General features: G+C 47.3%; 16 protein-coding genes. 13 read left to right on the top strand and 3 right to left on the bottom strand.

Annotated features, from left to right (window positions below; genetic code table 11):
• Positions 1 to 90: 90 nt before the first annotated feature.
• The 10 genes from AT705_RS05460 (at position 91) to AT705_RS05420 (ending at position 11,605) form a co-directional block, all read left to right on the top strand.
• Positions 91 to 1,953, top strand: a complete 1,863-nt coding sequence (locus AT705_RS05460; protein WP_058795824.1) for a DUF885 domain-containing protein — start codon at positions 91 to 93, stop codon at positions 1,951 to 1,953.
• A 136-nt stretch (positions 1,954 to 2,089) separates the two neighbouring features.
• Positions 2,090 to 2,236, top strand: coding sequence for a hypothetical protein (locus AT705_RS25180; RefSeq protein WP_157576679.1), 147 nt, complete (start codon positions 2,090 to 2,092; stop codon positions 2,234 to 2,236).
• 514 nt (positions 2,237 to 2,750) lie between these two features.
• Entirely contained in the window at positions 2,751 to 5,756 is a 3,006-nt protein-coding gene (locus tag AT705_RS05455; RefSeq protein ID WP_058795823.1) for a TonB-dependent receptor, read from the top strand.
• A gap of 57 nt (positions 5,757 to 5,813) precedes the next feature.
• Complete coding sequence (locus tag AT705_RS05450; RefSeq protein WP_058795822.1) at positions 5,814 to 6,842, top strand: proline racemase family protein; 1,029 nt, start codon at positions 5,814 to 5,816, stop codon at positions 6,840 to 6,842.
• Complete coding sequence (locus AT705_RS05445) at positions 6,839 to 7,915, top strand: M24 family metallopeptidase (RefSeq protein WP_058795821.1); 1,077 nt, start codon at positions 6,839 to 6,841, stop codon at positions 7,913 to 7,915. The genes AT705_RS05450 and AT705_RS05445 overlap by 4 nt, the downstream gene beginning before the upstream one ends.
• A 10-nt stretch (positions 7,916 to 7,925) precedes the next feature.
• Positions 7,926 to 8,864, top strand: a complete 939-nt coding sequence (locus AT705_RS05440; RefSeq protein WP_058795820.1) for an ornithine cyclodeaminase family protein — start codon at positions 7,926 to 7,928, stop codon at positions 8,862 to 8,864.
• 40 nt (positions 8,865 to 8,904) lie between these two features.
• Complete coding sequence (locus AT705_RS05435; RefSeq protein WP_058795819.1) at positions 8,905 to 9,114, top strand: hypothetical protein; 210 nt, start codon at positions 8,905 to 8,907, stop codon at positions 9,112 to 9,114.
• A gap of 86 nt (positions 9,115 to 9,200) precedes the next feature.
• Entirely contained in the window at positions 9,201 to 9,614 is a 414-nt protein-coding gene (locus AT705_RS05430) for a hypothetical protein (protein WP_058795818.1), read from the top strand.
• 154 nt (positions 9,615 to 9,768) lie between these two features.
• Complete coding sequence (locus tag AT705_RS05425; protein WP_237113788.1) at positions 9,769 to 10,608, top strand: substrate-binding domain-containing protein; 840 nt, start codon at positions 9,769 to 9,771, stop codon at positions 10,606 to 10,608.
• Between the two features lie 232 nt (positions 10,609 to 10,840).
• Positions 10,841 to 11,605: a substrate-binding periplasmic protein gene (locus tag AT705_RS05420; protein WP_058795817.1), complete on the top strand. Its 765-nt coding sequence runs from the start codon at positions 10,841 to 10,843 to the stop codon at positions 11,603 to 11,605.
• On the opposite strand, the gene AT705_RS05415 is transcribed toward AT705_RS05420, so the two are convergent.
• Complete coding sequence (locus AT705_RS05415) at positions 11,590 to 12,294, bottom strand: hypothetical protein (RefSeq protein WP_058795816.1); 705 nt, start codon at positions 12,292 to 12,294, stop codon at positions 11,590 to 11,592. The two genes, AT705_RS05420 and AT705_RS05415, sit on opposite strands and share 16 nt — an antisense overlap.
• 475 nt (positions 12,295 to 12,769) lie before the next feature.
• Between AT705_RS05415 and AT705_RS05410 the strand changes: the two genes are divergently transcribed.
• Together AT705_RS05410 and AT705_RS25175 are read left to right on the top strand one after the other, a co-directional pair.
• Positions 12,770 to 13,615 carry a helix-turn-helix domain-containing protein gene (locus tag AT705_RS05410; RefSeq protein ID WP_167551976.1) on the top strand — a complete coding sequence of 282 codons (846 nt, stop codon included), beginning with the start codon at positions 12,770 to 12,772 and terminating at the stop codon, positions 13,613 to 13,615.
• Between the two features lie 109 nt (positions 13,616 to 13,724).
• Positions 13,725 to 13,892, top strand: coding sequence for a hypothetical protein (locus tag AT705_RS25175; RefSeq protein ID WP_157576677.1), 168 nt, complete (start codon positions 13,725 to 13,727; stop codon positions 13,890 to 13,892).
• 112 nt (positions 13,893 to 14,004) lie between these two features.
• On the opposite strand, the gene AT705_RS05405 is transcribed toward AT705_RS25175, so the two are convergent.
• Positions 14,005 to 15,504, bottom strand: coding sequence for an alpha/beta hydrolase (locus tag AT705_RS05405; protein WP_237113787.1), 1,500 nt, complete (start codon positions 15,502 to 15,504; stop codon positions 14,005 to 14,007).
• Between the two features lie 146 nt (positions 15,505 to 15,650).
• On the opposite strand from AT705_RS05405, the gene AT705_RS05400 reads away from it, so the two are divergent.
• The gene (locus tag AT705_RS05400) at positions 15,651 to 17,180 is read left to right on the top strand and encodes a LytR/AlgR family response regulator transcription factor (RefSeq protein ID WP_058795814.1); all 1,530 of its coding nucleotides are present in this window, start codon (positions 15,651 to 15,653) and stop codon (positions 17,178 to 17,180) included.
• A 44-nt stretch (positions 17,181 to 17,224) separates the two neighbouring features.
• On the opposite strand, the gene AT705_RS05395 is transcribed toward AT705_RS05400, so the two are convergent.
• Entirely contained in the window at positions 17,225 to 18,121 is an 897-nt protein-coding gene (locus tag AT705_RS05395; protein ID WP_058795813.1) for a Tim44 domain-containing protein, read from the bottom strand.
• Between the last annotated feature and the right edge of the window lie 162 nt (positions 18,122 to 18,283).

Here is an 18,283-nt window from a genome sequence, read left to right as displayed (position 1 = left end):
AATCTCTGATCTCAATCAGCTGTATATTGTAGACAAATATGGTATACCAGCATCACGACACTATACAGAATAAAAAACTGGAGCTCTGAAATGAATAAGTTGAACGCGCTCACGCTCGCCATAGCGATGGCTCTGACGGGCTGTGCTCAGGATAGCCGGGTCAATCAGACCGATTCAGCAGCCACTGCCGCTGCACCATTATCCCGTGCCGACATCGACAAGCAAGTTAACGCATATACACAAACCTTTATTAATCATCAGCCCGCGCTGGCAACCTCGTTAAAGTTGCCTGCTGAGCAATACGGTAGTTATGCCGACAGGTTACCTGATTACTCAGCATCTGGCATGCAGGCACTGCAAATTGATATGAATAACGCCGCACAAAAGTTACAACGGCTGCAATCACATAGCATGAGCGAAGATGATCGCCTGCACCTGCGTGTGAACGAGGTGCTGGCGCGCTACTATGCTGGTGATGCACAATTTAGTGGCGGCTATATTGATACCTGGGGCGGGCACCTCCCTTATATCGTTAACCAGCTTTCCGGACCTCTGGTAGACATTCCGAATCTACTTAAAGATCAGCACAGCGTTGAAAACCTGCAGGATGCACAAAATTACCTGAGCAGGCTAGAAGCGTTTGCAACATTGACAGATCAAGTCCGGAATAAATTGGCAGACGATGCGGAAAAAGGCATTATCCTGCCCAAGGTCCTGTTCCCGAATACATTCGGTTACCTGAATAACTTCACCGCACATTCAGGCAAGAAACACCCGTTGGTTACCTCATTCGAGTCCAAGTTATCCGAGGTTAAGTCAATCTCTGAAGCACAAAGAGCCGAGCTCATTAGTGCAGCTACAGTATTAATTGACCAGAAGGTTTATCCAGCATATCGCCGTGTGATTGCTGATCTGGAAGTGTTACAAGCAAAAGCGCCTGAAAAAGTCGGGATCTGGGCTCAGCCAGGCGGGGAAGCTTTCTATCAGCATGAAATTACCTATCTGGCTGACTCAGATCTCAGCGCGCAGCAGATCCATGATATTGGTCTGGCCGAAGTTAAACGGATCACCGAGCGTATGGATCAGATCCTACGCGAAAATGGCTATACTACGGGCTCTGTGGGCGATCGTATGAAGCAGCTCAACGATGAGCCACGTTTTTTATACGAAGACAGTGATGCTGGAAGAGAAGCCCTGTTAGCCTTTTTAAGGGGTGAAATTGAGACCATCAATAAAAAGGCACCGCAATACTTCTCGACATTGCCGCCCCAAAAAGTTGAGGTTCGTCGTATTCCCAAAGAAGTTGAAGCCGGTGCACCGGGTGGCTATTACAGTGCACCTTCTTTAGATGGTAGCCGACCGGGAGTGTTTGCCATCAACCTTAAAGACATGAAAGCGGTACCCAGCTTTGGCATGAAAACGTTGACCTATCATGAAGCGGTTCCCGGTCATCACTTCCAGATTGCCCTGAATATGTTGCAAACGGACATAGGTCTGATGCGTCAAAATGCGTCATTCAATGGCTATATTGAGGGCTGGGCGCTGTATTCTGAACTCGTTGCCTACGAAATGGGCATGTACGAAGGCGATCCGTTCGGTGATCTGGGTCGTTTACAGGCTGAAGCCTATCGCGCCGCGCGCTTGGTGGTTGATACGGGTCTGCATTATAAACAGTGGACGCGTCAGCAGGCGATAGAGTATTTTGCGGAGGCAACAGGCTCGGCAATGAGCGATGTGACGTCGGCCATTGACCGCTATATTGCCTGGCCAGGACAGGCGCTTGGTTATAAACTGGGTATGATCAAACTCGTTGAATTACGTGATAAAGCCCGTAAGGCGCTGGGTGATAAGTTTGATGTAAAAGCGTTCCATGATGTCATTTTGCTTAAAGGCGCAAGGCCACTGGCCATTGTAGAAGATGATGTTGACCGCTGGGTGGCATCACAAATTTAAATTATTGAGGTGGCTATTTGCCACCTTATTTTTAGGTGATGAGGAAGTTTTTACCTTATTAATTAATTCATATAGCGACTCCTTTATGTTTACTTTTGTTTAGTGTGGTTTTGAGTTAAATACAAGGAGACTTAAAATGATTCTTAACTTAAAGAAAAAGCCAGTAAAAAAATTAGCAAGTGAAAACAAAGGCTTGGAAAGAGGTTTGACACCAAATGTGGCGGGAGGAGGACTCACAAACTCCGATACTGAATGTCAGGGTGCTGAAGGACACAAACACTAATAAAGACTACCTATTGATTTAAACTTCAACCAGCACTGCTATTTTTGAACAGTGTTGGTTGTGTACTGACAAATTATTACTTCACCAAAATTAAAAGTACCTGCCTGAATCTCCAAAGTGAATACTCACTAAATCTCTCAAAAATCATGACTACAAAGCAATAACCCCTCAATATTTGCTTACGAAGTCGGTATAAACACAGAACTATGCCGCTTGGCTACTGTTAGACACATCGTAACTTTCCAATTCTATTCGTTGTTCCAATTACTCAAGTACTTCCTCGATACTCGTTATCACAGAATCCTAGCTGTGCGACGGATAACAGGGTGTGAAGTCGACTCTGAGCCGAGTCTTGTATTTGGCAAGCCTCTGTATAGCTGTGTGGTTAAAAATATTGAAGATGACAAGTTCAAGTATTTTGGAATAAAAAATATTGTATACAATATAAATTCATTGTAGGGTGAATAGGCCTATTACAGGCAAATCATCAATGGGAACTCAACAGGAATTAGAAATGCGTAACAATAAAAATAAAACGCAGGCGATCCGTCATACTCTGGCTGCGAGTGCAATAGCGCTCGCAATAGGGAGCGCGGTGCCTGTATTTGCAGCGGACGGTAACAGTCTGGTCAGAGGTAATATCGTCAGTGGGCAGGGCAGTGAGCTCAATGAAGTCGAGCTGGTGTTTACACATAAAGCGAAGGGATTGACCTTCAGCGCAACAACCAATGCTCAGGGCGAATATATCCTGCGTAATTTGCCTGTTGGTCAGTATCAGGTAACGATTAGCAAAGATGGCTTTGAGTCGGTTATGGAAGAACAGATCCAAGTAAACATTGGCCAGTCAGTGCTACTGGATGCGCAACTCTATCGCGTCGGTGCCACGGATATTGAGCGTATCGCTGTGTCAGGTACTGCCATTCGCCGGGTCGATATGGCTTCATCAACTGCGGGTGTCACTTACACAGATGAAGAAATCAAAGCCATGCCCGTTAATACTGGTTTTGAAAGTATCGCATTGCTGGCTCCCGGCACTGCAGAACCTGGAGGTTCAGACTTTAAAGGTGCGTCTAGCTTTGGCGGCTCCTCTTCTGCTGAAAATGGCTATTATTTTAATGGTCTGAATGTCACCAGTATTCGCACTGGCTTGGGCTCCATTCGTTTGCCTTGGGAAGCCATTGCGCAAACTCAGGTTAAAACAGGGGGTGTCAGCCCCGAATTTGGCGGGGCCCTCGGTGGTATTGTAAATGCGGTATCTAAATCCGGTGATAACGATTTCAAACTGGGTGTCGAAATGCGTTATGACCCCAATAGTTTGCGAGACCAGCATGACTCTATTTACCAGAGTAATGGTGTTGTGGGTTATGACACCAATACCCAGCAGTCCGACGAATCTTTTAAGGAAATTCAGGTATGGGCCAGCGGCGCGTTGATTGAAGACTCTCTGTTCTTCTATGGATTACTAGCTCCACGCAGAGAAAACCATACCTGGGCAAGACAAACTGTCTACAACGACCGTGATCGCGAAGAAGATCGCTGGTTTGCTAAGTTAGACTGGTTTATCAGTGAAGACCACTCCCTGGGCTTTTCAGCGATGAACAATAAACGGACCTGGGATACTACATCCTATGGATATGACTGGGAAACCAATGTAATAGGGGAGCAACGTGGTGTTGCTGCCCCCGGTGAAGACGGCGGCAAAGTATACAGTCTTAATTACAACGGGTATATCAATGACTTTTTCTCAGTCTCTGCTGTATTGGGTCGGGTATCGGAAAATGTCGAAAACGTGGTCGCATCCACAGAGCCGGGTGTGTGGGATGAGCGTGATGGTTTTGTCACGGTGTCGTCTCATACCGCGAGCAGTGTCACAGAAGAAGAGTTCGTGCGCGATCAGTTTAAACTCGACTTTACCTGGGATCTCGAAATGCACTCGGTGTCATTTGGTCTGGATTACAGCAAGATCACGGTTGACTATTATGAAGGTCAAAATGGCTTAGGTGAGGCACAGGGGTGGTGGACTATCTTAACCGCATCAGAAGACGATATTTCTGGTGCGCCACAGGGCACGGATTATATTGAGCGTCGGGTGCGCACCAGAGAGGTGGATTCTGATTCGACTGCACTGGCATTCTATGTAAACGACAGCTGGCAGGCGACGGATAATCTGGTACTGAATCTGGGCTTCAGATACAGTGAATTTGAAAACACGGTCTCCGATGGACGTGCTTTCATTGATATGAAAGATCAGTTTGCACCCCGGTTGCAGGCCATTTATGACTTACATGGTGATGGCAGTGCAAAAATCTTTGCAACTTATGGTCGTTATTTCCAGCCCGTCTCGGTCAATATGAACGTGACACAAGGGTCTTCTTCCATTGAATGGTTTGAGTATTATGCATTGGACGAAGTGGATGCCAATGGACTGCCAGTACTGGGCGCAGATGGCTCTCCCAGCCGAGGTGCACAGCTTCGTGATCGTTACTGGCGTCAGCGCGGCATTACGGAACCCGGGTTGATTGCTTCATCAAGCCTAAAGCCTATGTACTCAGATGAATTCACGCTGGGTTATCAGCAAGAAGTGTTCGGCGATATGGCACTTGGTATTCGTGCCATTTATCGGGATTTGGGTCGTAGCGTAGAAGATACCGATGTGGGTCCTGTACTAGCTAAAAAGTTGGCTGAAATGGGTATTTCAGACAATGTCGGGCAAAGTTCCTACTATGTGCTGAATAACCCGGGCGAAGCCATTACTATGAGCTACGACTTCGACGGCGATGGTCAGGTGGATGAAATTAGCCTGAGTGCAGAGGAGCTGGCATTACAGCAAGCTAAGCGTAAGTATCTGGCGCTGGAGTTTACACTTGAAGGCAGCATCACAGATCGTTTGAGGATCAACTCATCTTATACCTGGTCACATAGTTATGGTAACACCGAGGGGTTGGTCAAAACCGACAATAACCAAGCAGACCCCGGCTGGACAACGTCTTATGATTACGCAGATCTAATGGACAATGGTTACGGCAATTTGCCTAATGATCACCGCCATGCGTTTAAGTTTGCCGGTGCATATGAGCTGACTGATGAGTTTACACTGGGAATGGTTGCGCGCGCCATTTCAGGTCGCCCGACCAATTACCTATCTTTGCACCCCCGTAATGTTGATAGCTGTAAAAGCGGCAGTCCCTGGGATACGTGTGTGAGCCGGGATTACGGTCATGTTAGCCATTACGACGAGCACGGAAACCCGGCACCCCGTGGCAGCATTGATACCTTACCTTGGTTGACTAATGTTGACTTATCAATGACTTATAACACTGAGGTTTCAGGTCATGATTTGATGCTCAAAGCCACAGTATACAACTTGCTGAATAACGATGCCGCGTTGGACATCACCGAAACGAGAACTCGAAATAGCTCGGTAGAAGGTCAGGAGCTGGAGTTGAACCCAGATTATGGTCTGGTGACCCGTCGTCAGGAGGAGCGATACATTTCCCTGGTTGCTCGTTTTACTTTCTGATCGTTTGTTTCCCTGGTTAGTCGGGCTTCGTGCCCGGCTTTTCTTTATGGAGAAGTGATGAAACTAGATTTTAACCGGTGGCAGATGCCACGACACTGGACGCAAATAACAGCATTGGATATGCACACGGCTGGCGAACCGCTGCGTATTATTACCTCAGGTTTGCCTGAGCCAAAAGGGAATAACATGGTCGACAAACGCTTGTATTGCCTGACGCACTATGAGGACATGCGCAAAATGCTGATGTTTGAGCCACGAGGACATGCAGATATGTATGGTGCGTTGCTGACTGAGCCGCAGCGTGCAGACAGCGCCTTTGGTGTCTTGTTTATGCACAATGAGGGGTATTCCACCATGTGTGGTCATGCGGTGATTGCACTGACTGAGCTGGTAAGAACCCAGAGCCCAGAGACTGTGGGTGAGCAACAGTTGAAGATGGATACGCCTGCGGGGCAGATCTGCGCGTTTTATTCTGGTGACAAAAAACAGGTGGGGTTTTACAACGTCGCGTCTTTCGTTTGTCAGCTGAATGTGCCGGTAACACTGGCCGGATTGGGCACTGTGTACTGTGATATTGCATTTGGTGGTGCTTATTATGCCTATATCGACGCCGATCAACTTGATCTGGCTCTGAGCCTGAAAAATAGTGAAGAGATCATTTGTCTGGGTAGGAAAATAAAACGTGCATTAACAGGCAAGATTCAACTTGAACACCCCGAAGATACGTCCTTGAGTTTCTTATATGGTGTCGTGTTCTATTCCAACTCTCAGGTGAGCGGGCCACATTGCCATAGTCGTCATGTGTGTATTTTTGCTGATGGTTCGCTAGATCGCAGCCCCACAGGTACAGGTGTTAGCGGCAGAGCCGCATTACTGGCCGCGCAGGGAGCACTTGCCTTGGGCGAGACTATCCATATTGAAGGGATACTGGCATCTGGGTTTGATGTCAGTATCGATGCGTTTTGCCAATATGACGGCCGGGATGCGGTGCGGCCAAAAGTAACAGGCGAGGCATATGTTACCGCAGAACATAGATTTTGCTTGGATCCCGAGGATCCAATTCAACAAGGGTTTATTCTACGATGAATCAGTATCTACAAAGACAAACCAATTTACGTAATTTGCTTAGGTCATCCGAGTACCAGGCTATGGTGGTATTCGGCTATGAAAATATTCGTTACCTGTGTGGGTTCAGCGGGCATGCTGCAACGCTATTGATCAGCCATGAGCAGTGTCAGCTGATCACAGACTATCGCTACTATGAGCGCGCGCAGGCAGAAGCGCAGCAAGCCGATGTCATATTAAGGCGCAGAGACACTGAAAGCCTGGGTCAGTGCCTTAACCGCCTATCCGCAGAGCTTAAGGCGCTGACATTTGATGCTGCACACATTGATGTAAGCCAGTGGCAAGAGATCAGCTGTGAGCTTTGTGGTCGTGTGTTAACGCCCAGCACAGGCTTTATAGAACAATTACGGCAAGTTAAAACTGAGCAGGAGATTTCTAGCATTCGTCAGGCCGCTCAAATCGCTGATCAGGCATTGGCCGATACCTTGCCACTCGTAAAAGAAGGGGTCAGTGAGCGCGACCTGGCCCTGGAACTGGATTATCGTATGAAAAAGCTGGGGTCTGAGGGAGTATCTTTTGACACCATTCTCCTATTTGGCTCACGTAGTGCCTTGCCCCATGGCAACCCCTCGACACAGAAGCTCCAGCATGGCGACTTGATCTTGGTTGATTTTGGCGCCGTTGTTGATGGTTATCGTTCCGATATGACGCGTACTTATGTGTACGGAAAACCCAGTGCGGAGCAGCGCAGCATATTTGATACGGTACAAAGCGCCCAGCAGGCAGCACTGACAAGGGCCTGTGCAGGCGAGGATTGTCAGGTACTCAACGCAGCAGCGCACGCGGTTATGATAAACAGTGATTTTGCTCAGTATGCGGGAGAAGGGCTGGGCCACGGTCTTGGACTTTTTCTGCATGAACAGCCCTTCATTAAACCGGGAGTCGATTACCGCTTGGAACCTGGCAATGTGATCACTATTGAGCCAGGGATTTATATTCCGGGTGTTGGTGGGGTAAGACTGGAAGAAGATATTGTGATTACGCACTCTGGCTATGAGTTGTTGACTCATGCTCCCCAAGATTTTGAGTTATAAAGGAGGCACTATGAAAATGATAGAGCGAGAGCAGGTGCAGCAGGCACTCAGTTTTCCCACTTTGATTGCTGCACTGCAACGAGGGTTTGCGAGCGCCCATATCATGCCCAGACGTAGCGTTTTTGAGCTGGATGCACAAGCAACTAATCATGACGCTTTTGCTGTGCTGCCAGCATGGAATGACTCAGTGATAGGTGTTAAGGCGTTTACCTACTTTCCGGGCAATGAAGCACATGGTAAAGCCAGCCTGTATTCAAAAATAATGTTGTTTGATCGTGAGCATGGTGAGCCTCTGGCGCTGGTGGATGGCACTCAGGTGACTTTATGGCGCACTGCTGCTGTTTCTGCGCTCGCGGCATCTTATTTAGCCAGAGAAGATGCGAGGCATCTGGTGATATTTGGTGCAGGGAATCTGGCACCCTACATGGTGCGTGCCCATCTGGCTGTGAGGAACTACGAAAAAGTGACGCTGGTTGCCCGAAACCCAGATAAAGGGGCAACCCTTAAAGCGACTCTGTCACAGGCCTTTCCTGAGGTTAACTTCGTGCTCGGACAGAGTAATGCCGAGCTTATAGGTTCAGCAGATGTGATTTGTGCTGCGACTGGTAGCCACATCCCGTTGTTTGACGGGCGTTGGTTGAGTCCGGGAACACATATAGACCTGATTGGGAATCATCATAAAGATGCACGGGAGATTGATACTGCGACATTGCTTGCCAGCCGGGTATATGTTGACAGTAAAACCAATGTTCTGAATGAGGCTGGAGAGTTGCTTATTCCTATTGCGGAAGGGGTGTTTAGTGCAGATCAAGTTGCAGGAGAGCTGGCCGACATGGCTCGGAAAAACTGTTTCCTGAGGCAGGATGGCGGTGAAATTACGTTGTTTAAATCGGTTGGTACAGCGCTCAGTGATTTGCTGGCCGCGAAACTGGTGCTGGAGCAAAGCTAAGATGTGGAAATCGACAAGGAGGTATAAACAGCGTTGTCGTATGTGTCCAATCATTGGGCTTGTGGTTGTTAATGATAAACGGTTGCTTAATCCGCTGGTTTGCCATCAGGCTCATATGCTGGTGACTTATCAATACGGTGGGCAATCCAGGAGCGATACCTTACTGTATGACCCGATTTTGCTTGAGCGATTCAAGTCAGGCCAGCCATGTCAGGTGCTGGCTGATGGTCATGGTATTGTTCAGGCTTAACACTTTCAAACACTCTCTCACTGAAAGGTACGCAAAGACTTTATACACTTTACCCGAATAAAATAAACACAGTCAGGGTAAATATTATGAAAAACTGGATAGCATTCTCTTTGGTCGCTGTATTTGCAAGCGGCTGCGCGCATCACAATAACGTCCGTCCTTCAGCGGATGGCAAGCACTATGTGAACTTGACCGCAGAAACCAGAGAGGCTGCGGGCAAGGAAGCGCTTGAACAGGCAAACCATTATTGCGATGAGCAAGAGCGTGGTTACGCTTATATTCAAAATGAGGATATTACCTACATGGGGTCTATGCCCGAGCAGGAATATCTGCAAAAGCGTAATATCGCAACGGCGGTTGAAACAGCTGGTACGGCGATGTGGATTTTGGGTGAAAATGCCGTTGATGATGTGGGCGCAGCCATGAGCATTGGTGGTGGTATTGCAGAAGATTCAATGGGTGAACCTTATCAAATTACTCTGGCATTCAGCTGTAAGTAATCTAATGTCAGAGCTAAAAGCGGGTCTTTGATACTCAGTTCTTACGCTGATTTATCACCCGCTCTGAGTCTGACAGGAGTCCAAAGGTTGTTGTTTTTTAGAGCGATTTGAGTACACTATTAACAAGTCGTTAGATATTGGACCAGGCACTTGCATGCTCAGTCAGGTTGCTCATTTTTCACTTCTATTGGTTATCTTGCTGTGCTGGCAGGGGCTGTCTTATGGTGCCGCCGAAGCGCAGGAGCCAATCAATATTGCCGTTGTGGGCAAGACCAAAAACGACAGCTTTTATCAGCAATCTCACAAAGGCTGTCAGCGCTTTGCCCGGGACTATCCAAATGTGCATTGCATTTATGATGGTGCGGATGATTATCAGGACGTCAGAACACAGGTATTGATCGTCAAAGAGCTGATCCGAAAAGGCATTCACGGATTACTTATCTCCACCACGGATTCTCAGTTTCTTGTTGATGGCGCGCTCAAATTGGCAGCAAAACATGCCATCCCGGTTATCACTTTTGACTCCGATCTGCTTTCAGAGCACGAGTCCTATCGGCTTGCGTACGTCGGCACTAATAATTTTGATTTCGGTAAAGCGCTGGGTGAAGAGGCTAAGCGTTTTAAAGTCAAACCACAGCAGCACATATGCCTGCAATCAGGGCACCAGACGACCCCAAACCTGAACCAACGTATTGCGGGTGTTCGCTATGCGTTGTCCGGTCAAAGCACCAAGAGACTATCAGGTGAAAACGGCTGGGTTGAACACCATCGCTGTCCATTGTTTACATTTGGCAGACGGGCTGATGCATTGGATCAGCTCGTCACTATGATGAAATACCCCGAACCCCCGATTTTTCTGGCTGTTGCCGGGTTTGCGCAGTTTAATCCTGATTACATCACTCGCATGGCACAGTTCAAATCCCTTATTGCCGATAAGAAGCGGGTGATTATTTCCGCTGATACTGAAAACAGCCAGCTCAAGGCGCTACAATGAGGGTTATCAGTGACCAATATCGGACAGAAGCCCTTTGAAATGGGACGCCTTGGTGCTGAGCTTCTGCATCAATTTATTATGCAGAGGACTGTACCTGCTCAATCCCACTACTTTTTGGATTTTCATTATTGCAATAAAGGAAATTCGGATACTTGTACAACTAACCATTGATATTTACCTTAGTGATACTAAAATAATTTAATAAACATAACCTTAAAAGCTCGATAGGTAGATGAAGAAGTCCCTGTTATTGTTGCTGTTGTTATGCAACAACACGTTTGCCGGGTCCTTGCAGTTTGTGTCAATTAATTATCTGATTGAGCAGGAAGTGGGCCGACAGGTTTTACCTGAAATCTATCAAAAGCTGAACGTGTCAATTGTCATTACACCTTATCCGGGCAAGCGTGCACAGCAGCTGGTACGCAGCGGAAAAAGACATGGTGAAATCATGCGCATTTTTAGCTACGGTAACGAAAACCCTCACACCATCCGTGTTCCTACGCCGTATTATACGTTAGAGACAATGGCATTTATTCGCAATGATGGCAAAGTTAACATCCAAAGTGAACAAGACTTAAGCCAGTACCGAATTGCAAAAGTACGTGGTGTAAAACACACCAATAACATCACTGAGGGGATGCCCCGAGTCGAGGACACAGACACTACTATCCAGGCGCTTAATCTGGTATCCAAGGGATTAGCTGACGTTGCACTGACCAATCGCATTGATGGTTTGGTGATGCTGGCGCAGGCGGGGATTGAAAATGTCATACCCCATCAGCGCAGTTTTCGTGAACTCGCACTCTACCACTATATTCATAAGGATCAGCAACATTGGGTCGAAGAAGTGGACGCCGTATTGCGTGGCATGAAGCAAAGCGGTGAACTGACAGAGTTAATAAGAAAAGCAGAAAACCAGGTTATCACGCAACACTGTCGGCAAAGCATAACGGCCACTGAACTATGCCGACAGCACATGCTTCAGGTGGACGATTGAGCAGCGCGACTGGCACGCCACTGGCGTATTTTGTTGCCAAAACTGAGCTTGAGGCGCCAGTAAACAATCATAAGCAAAATGACCAGCCCTGGTAGCTCTAACACGCCAGAGCCGACTAAGGACTGTGGTAGTATCTTGGCGGCACCTTGCGATACAAATGAGCCGACCGATATAAACAAGGCAAAGCACATTCTCCATAAATGGCGCATCAATCGCGCTGTGGAGCCAAGCCCTTGCGCATACACCAGGCGCATGTCGCCAATAAACGACAGTGCGGCGAGTAGTGCAAAAAAGTAGTAGTCATAGGTGCTGATGCCATGTTTTATTTCAGCGTGGCTGGTGCCCGCCTGATTGCTGAAGTAAACACAGGCAATCACAATCAGCAACGAGCAAACAGGTAATGTGTAGTCAAACCTTCCCTTTGTACTAGGTGCAGATTTGACAGCCAGCCATCCTGACAGAACCAGGTAGGTTGTAAAGGTGCCTGCGATGGCGGTGATGATCATAGGCTGTAATATCGCGATCACTGTGCCGCTGACAGCCATTACCAGCATAGTGTAGACAAACCAGGTACCTGCTAAAGCATGTAATGACTTTCCTTTTGCTACCGCGATAGCGGTTGCACCGGCGGCAATGGCCAAACTTCCAGTGATTATGTGCGCTAGCATGGTGAATGTAATCTGTTCCATCTTATGATCCTGTATATTGCGATGTGGTTGAGTTGCACTTTATACTGACTAGTCAAAGATTGTCGTCCGATACTAAAGGTTAGGACATGAATAATAATTATAAGTATTTAATTCATGGGGTTGAGTGGTTTTGTTTGAGGCTGAATTAGCGTTTTTGTACACCTTTTTACTCGGTGCTGTGGGACTGGTTTTAACTGTGTTAATTGACAGGGCTAGGCGCAGGCATTGCTATCGGGCGTTGGTACTGTTTCTTTTTTCGCTGTTTATTATTTTGTCGGGTCCGTTTGTCTTTACACATTATCCGTCAGCCCAATATATTTATATTTCAGCTATCGTTCCTGCCTGGTTGCTGCTGTTTCCTTGCTTTTATTTATACACGCAAGCTTTAACATCACCCGTTCCCTGGCAATTTAATCGCGCCAGTATGTGGCATTTTATCCCTGCCTGCCTTTCATGTGTTCTGTCAATGAGTCTGATGAAATTGCCTGAATCCGAGTTATTTGCCATTTTCTTTGCAGAGGGTGATGTCGAGCTGACGGCCGATGCACGTTTTACAGTCTGGCTGATCATTACCTTGATGCTGTTTTGGCCGGTGCAAAGTTTGTTTTATGTACTCAAGGCCTGGCGCAAGGTGATGAACTACAGGCGTAAGTTGCAAGCGGTATTTTCAAATACCCAGGAACGCGAACTGAACTGGTTGATTGTGGTACTAATATTGATGTTATTTACCTGGTGCTGGCTGGCACTGACACTCTTTCAGGATTTAAGTGCGCAACCCACGTTACTGCGTGAAGGGGGCGTCGCAGTGCTGAGTACTATCAGCATCTGGTTTGTGCTGTTTTGGTCATTACGGCAAAAACCAGGTTTTGACAAAATCTATGGTTTCACCGAGCAGTTTGATGTGACAGGCGATGAGCATGGTGTTGTGGCTAAGGATCGCAGCGATGTTAAATACCAGCACTCAGCGCTGAGCGATGAGCAGTCAAAGCGCATTGCACAGAAGATCCATCGCGCGGTGGTGGCTGAGCAACTTCACCTGGATCCCGATCTGACTCTCTACAGGCTGGCTGAGTCTATCGGAGTATCAGCCAATTATGTGTCTCAAACCCTGAATCAGACCTTGGGGCAATCGTTTTTTGACTATATCAATAAGGCACGGATTGACGCAGCGATTAAGCTGTTGCTGGCTGATGATAAGACAGTACTGGACATTGCTATGGCGGTCGGCTTTAACGCGCGCTCGTCTTTTTATAAGGCATTTAAAGCACATACAGGAATGACACCGGGTGAATATAAAAAAACGGCACGTGCCAGCAGGTAGATATTTCAGTATATAAACTTTGTTGCATTTTGGTTTATTTAATGTGTTGTGCTCCTTGGATTTAAGGGCTAACGTAAATGTGGCGATTAAATGAACAAGGAAACAAAAAATGAAAGTTAAAATAAATAAACTGAAAAACCTGTCTGGCAATAACCGTTTATTTGCTAATCAGACACCTCAGGTGGCAGGTGGTAAGCATATTGAAATTACTAACTACAGGCAGTGTGTTGCCAGTGAGCCTAACTGGGGTTGCACAGGCGGTGCGTGTCGGGATTGATAGCCCACAATTGCTAGCCTCAGCGCCTTATTGTGACGCTGAGGTGTTGGCTTATCAAAGCAGCTGCATTGATAAGCAGATTAAAATGGCCTTCCAAATGTAAACTAATGGTTTAGCGTTTAATCAGTAAATCCGGTAGCGGCACACTAATCTTTTGTTCATTCACAGACTCGCCGGCCAGAAACCTGCGGATGGTTTGTGTGACCTCTGGTGAGCGCATAAACAAATTGTGACCTGCGTTTTCTATAATTACCTGCGTAACACGGCTGAAGTGTTTGACAGCCTCACGCTGGCTTTGCGGGTAAGTGCGCCCATCTAGTGAACCTGAGAGTACTAATGTTGGTACATCAGATACTGGAGAGGTTCTAAACCCATCACCTAAGTCAAGTCTGTCGAGCACGCCCTGAAGTTGTGGCATTGGAAAGTTTAGATACGGGCCAAGCAAAGCTGAACCGCTTTGGTGATTCACTTGTTCCAGTCGTTGTTGTGTAATCCCTGAAGCAATGTCCATGGCTAATGGCATCAGTCTGAAGTTAATTTGCGCTTCGCTAAAATAACCTCTGTTGGCGATGTGCTGCAGTGGCTCAATGACCTCCATATCCAAAGCCTGGTAAAGTGCCAACAGGCGTTTCAGGCCTCGATGTGGATCGGCTATCATTGCTGATGCCAGACGCTGCATATGCCAGCGCTGAAACAGAAAATCTGTTTTCTTTCCTTTATCGTCAGAGATATGCAAGGTTATTGGTGCCGTTTCGAGGCGCTTATGGACTCTTCGGATTAGCCCTGCAACATCCGGATAGAGTTCTTTGCTTTTGGGTTGCGTGTTAATTGCCTTTTGAACGCGGGCAAAGTAAGCGTCTGTCTGAGCCGGGAGTTTAACTGTCTGCTCGAGTCCCTCGACACTGGCCAGGACCAGCTTATCCAGATTGTTAGGCATGGTTTTGGTTGCGGCCAATGCCAGGTGAGTACCATAACTGATCCCCCATAAAGTCAGTTTTTCAGCTTTTAGATGACGTCTGAGGTCATTCAGGTCTTTGGCACTTTGCTCTGTCGTATAGCCTTTAATGTCAATTCCCTGCTGTTGCCAGAATGTGGCACACTCAAGCGCAGCGCGTTGGTACAAGTGCGCCACTTCCACATCTGTTTGTTGCTTAGCTGAATGAGTGGAAATGCTCGATTGGCATGCTGGTAGAGCATCGGATTTACCGGTACCACGCTGATCCAGTGCAATCACATCCCCAAATTCACGCAGGGCCATAAACAAAGGAAAGCGAAAGTTGGCATATTCAGCCGTTTTGATGCCAGAGCCACCAGGCCCACCGGCTAGGTAGATGATAGGGCTGCCAGGTGTTTTAGTAGTGGCAGGAAAGCGTACGTAATGAATGCGTATATCCCGGCTGTCAGCCTGGTTCCGGTTTTCCGGAACTGTGATAAACCCTGAAAAGGCTGCCACTTGCTGGTTGTCCTGGGTTTTGAAAGTAATAGCCTGCTCGTTGTCATACATCAGAGGGGGCTGCTCCTGAGCGAAAGTACCTAAGGTCATTATTGTGCTAAGGAATAGCAGTACGCGCATGAAGTAACTGCGAAAGTGCTTGTATTTGAAGTCTATCATAGTGCTGTTCTTGTTTGTTAATTGTGCCTCCAGTTAACCTTGTTGCATTTGAACTATCATGCGATATTCTATCAAATATATTGATTTTAATAGTAATATCGATAAACGGTTGAATTCAGACGGCCAAAGGTCGAGGTGGGGGAAGTGTGCAGTATTGTGGTTACCAGCATTTACGAGTCGTGTTTTGTACGCTGCTATTATTAGTATCAGCGAATTCGCTAGCACTAGACTGGGCACACATAAATTATCAACAGGTACGTGTCTGTCCGGGTGGTGACGTAATACCAAATTTTGAAGATGATGCGTGCACAACACAGTCGTTTTTTAGTGCTGACCCACAGGGGCGGACTATCTGGATAGAAGCTTCGCTGCATTTGTCTGAACGCTGGCAAGAAGGCGCTGAACCACTTGCATTTTACTTGTTTGCGAAAGCTTCCAGTAAGGTCTACCTCAATGGCAGGCTGCTGGGCACTAATGGTCGTGTTTCGCTGGATGGCGAACATGAGCTTGCCGGGCGCATGGACACCCGCTTTTATGTGCCCCCGGGTTTAATGAAAGCCGGCGAAAACCGGGTGGTCATACATTTGTCTTCCCACCAGAGTATCTTGCGTCTATCTTCCCCTTTACATCTGGCGGCGCTTGGCAAGTATCAAAACAGCACGGATTACTTTGGCATTGAGCCGTATATGCAACTCAGTGTGTTGTGTATCCTGTTCCTTGGGGGACTGTATTTACTGATACTGAGGTTAAGCCCTTTGCGGGCAAAGATCCCCTCCGGCTTGATTTGGTTAATTGGTATCGCAGTGGTTCAGCTAGCCGTTGAACAACTGCGTGGCTGGTTCAGTTACCTGTATCCTTTGCATGACGTCAGATTAGTGCTGATCTTAGTTTGTGCCATGACCTTTGGCTTTGGGCTACTGGTATATTTACTGCGTCTGTGTCAGTTCGATATCAAAGCAAAGCTGAGCGTTCTGGCGGCGGGTATGAGTCTCACCTCTATATTGGTATTTTTTAGTCCCGGGTTTGACCTAAAAACGACTCTGGCCGTGACTATTCCTGCGCTTGCCGGGGTGGGGGTTGTGTGCTGGTACTATTATCGGCATCGTACCGGCAAAGCCTTATTATTTGCTGCTGCTTTGTGTGTTTTTGTTATGGCAGCAATGTTGAGCTTGCAATCGTTCCACAGTCTGCTTTTCTACGTTATGGTAACCCTGTTGTTGGGCGTACTATTGGGGGTGCATATTTGCCAACTGGGCGAACTTCAGATACAGGCCATGGCGGATCAACAGGCCATTGTCAAGTTGCAGGTGAAACTTGCCCAACTGAATAAAACGGGCACGCAGCAGTATCTCATGCTGACTTTTGGTAGTGCAACTGAACGTATTGATGTCGGACAGGTGTTATGGTGCCGCGCTGCTGGCGATTATGTTGAGTTACATCTGGATGGAGGTGGTGAGCGCTTGTATTCTGGATCACTGAAAAGCCTGATTGATAAACTACCTGGCACATTTATGCAGGTCCACAGATCTTACCTGGTTGACTTAGATAATGTCAGGCGAATTGCGTTGAATAAGGATAAAGCGGAATCTGGATACGCGTTTCTTTATCTTAGTGACGGTAATCGGGTGCCTGTCAGTCGGCGTTTGCTAGGTCAGGTGAGGGGAGCTATTGAGTGAAATAAAGAGTGCTACCAGGCGGTGCTGGTAGCACAGATGTCGAATTAGTCGATTAAATCTTCCACGCCGACGATAACCCAAGGCGCATCGCCTTGTGTCTTTCTTTCCAGGTGCCAAACTTCGTGAATTGGCTCTTCCTGCTTATCGCCAAGGTCACGATATTTACCTTTGAACATGACACTTACTTCCCAGGCGACCGGTGTGGTTTCTGCACGTACCAACTGAGCATCAACAAACATCACTTCGGTTGCTACGTCACCGTGTTGTGCGCGGTCCTGCTTGAATTCTTCAACCAGCTCCGGGCTCAGGTATTCGGCTAGGGTTGCAAAATCACTCTGGTTCCAAGCATTCTGAACTGTGTGGTAGTGATCACGCGCGCCTTGCAAGAAGCCATTCACATCAAAATCGGCAGGTAGATTAAAGGGAACCTGTTCCTGCTGCTGACCAAATCCACCGCTCACCGGGGCTGATTGTGGTTGCTGACGAAATTGTGGCTGTTGGTTTTGCGGTTGCCCACCATTGTTTTGGCCAAAGTTGCCACCACCAAAATTACCACCTTGCGGCATACCCGCCATATGGGGTTGTTGGCGTTTGGCCATAAAGGATTTGATCACTTTGAACAACACAAAAGCCAGGATGGCAAACAAGATCATTTCCATAAACTGGAAGCCTTCAAAATCATCGCCCATCATGGCGGCGATCAAGCCTCCGGCAAGCAAGCCACCCAGTACACCTGCCATGATGCCTTTTTTATTGGACTTAGGTTTAGCGGTATTAGGTGCCAGAGTCTTAGTATCGACTTGTTTTTTTTGTGCTGTGGTGCTGGTTGCGTGGGTTTTACCTGCGCTTTTCTTGCTGCCGAATTTTTTCCGTGCTTCTGCACTGAAGCTGGTAGATACCAGAACGGCAATGAGTGTCATTAAAACAACAAACTGTTTCATGGTGTTCCTCTGAGTTTTAGTTCTGAACGCATTGTAGTTAATCAATGCGGTGAAGCGAAGCGATTTCAAGAGCCTACTCCAGCAACATGGTTTAAGGAACTTGTAAGGCTATGAAATACAATGGGTTTTCAGAGCTTTTGATTAGCGTCGAAATATTCTTGC

It is taken from the genome of Pseudoalteromonas rubra, from assembly GCF_001482385.1.
Lineage (GTDB): Bacteria > Pseudomonadota > Gammaproteobacteria > Enterobacterales > Alteromonadaceae > Pseudoalteromonas > Pseudoalteromonas ardens.
This window is presented reverse-complemented; position numbering and strand designations above follow the sequence as displayed.

Coding starts and splice junctions, on each gene's coding strand:
- AT705_RS05460 (WP_058795824.1), top strand. CDS start 91: ATGAATAAGTTGAACGCGCTCACGCTCGCCATAGCGATGGCTCTGACG.
- AT705_RS25180 (WP_157576679.1), top strand. CDS start 2,090: ATGATTCTTAACTTAAAGAAAAAGCCAGTAAAAAAATTAGCAAGTGAA.
- AT705_RS05455 (WP_058795823.1), top strand. CDS start 2,751: ATGCGTAACAATAAAAATAAAACGCAGGCGATCCGTCATACTCTGGCT.
- AT705_RS05450 (WP_058795822.1), top strand. CDS start 5,814: ATGAAACTAGATTTTAACCGGTGGCAGATGCCACGACACTGGACGCAA.
- AT705_RS05445 (WP_058795821.1), top strand. CDS start 6,839: ATGAATCAGTATCTACAAAGACAAACCAATTTACGTAATTTGCTTAGG.
- AT705_RS05440 (WP_058795820.1), top strand. CDS start 7,926: ATGAAAATGATAGAGCGAGAGCAGGTGCAGCAGGCACTCAGTTTTCCC.
- AT705_RS05435 (WP_058795819.1), top strand. CDS start 8,905: ATGTGTCCAATCATTGGGCTTGTGGTTGTTAATGATAAACGGTTGCTT.
- AT705_RS05430 (WP_058795818.1), top strand. CDS start 9,201: ATGAAAAACTGGATAGCATTCTCTTTGGTCGCTGTATTTGCAAGCGGC.
- AT705_RS05425 (WP_237113788.1), top strand. CDS start 9,769: ATGCTCAGTCAGGTTGCTCATTTTTCACTTCTATTGGTTATCTTGCTG.
- AT705_RS05420 (WP_058795817.1), top strand. CDS start 10,841: ATGAAGAAGTCCCTGTTATTGTTGCTGTTGTTATGCAACAACACGTTT.
- AT705_RS05415 (WP_058795816.1), bottom strand. CDS start 12,294: ATGGAACAGATTACATTCACCATGCTAGCGCACATAATCACTGGAAGT.
- AT705_RS05410 (WP_167551976.1), top strand. CDS start 12,770: ATGAAATTGCCTGAATCCGAGTTATTTGCCATTTTCTTTGCAGAGGGT.
- AT705_RS25175 (WP_157576677.1), top strand. CDS start 13,725: ATGAAAGTTAAAATAAATAAACTGAAAAACCTGTCTGGCAATAACCGT.
- AT705_RS05405 (WP_237113787.1), bottom strand. CDS start 15,504: ATGATAGACTTCAAATACAAGCACTTTCGCAGTTACTTCATGCGCGTA.
- AT705_RS05395 (WP_058795813.1), bottom strand. CDS start 18,121: ATGAAACAGTTTGTTGTTTTAATGACACTCATTGCCGTTCTGGTATCT.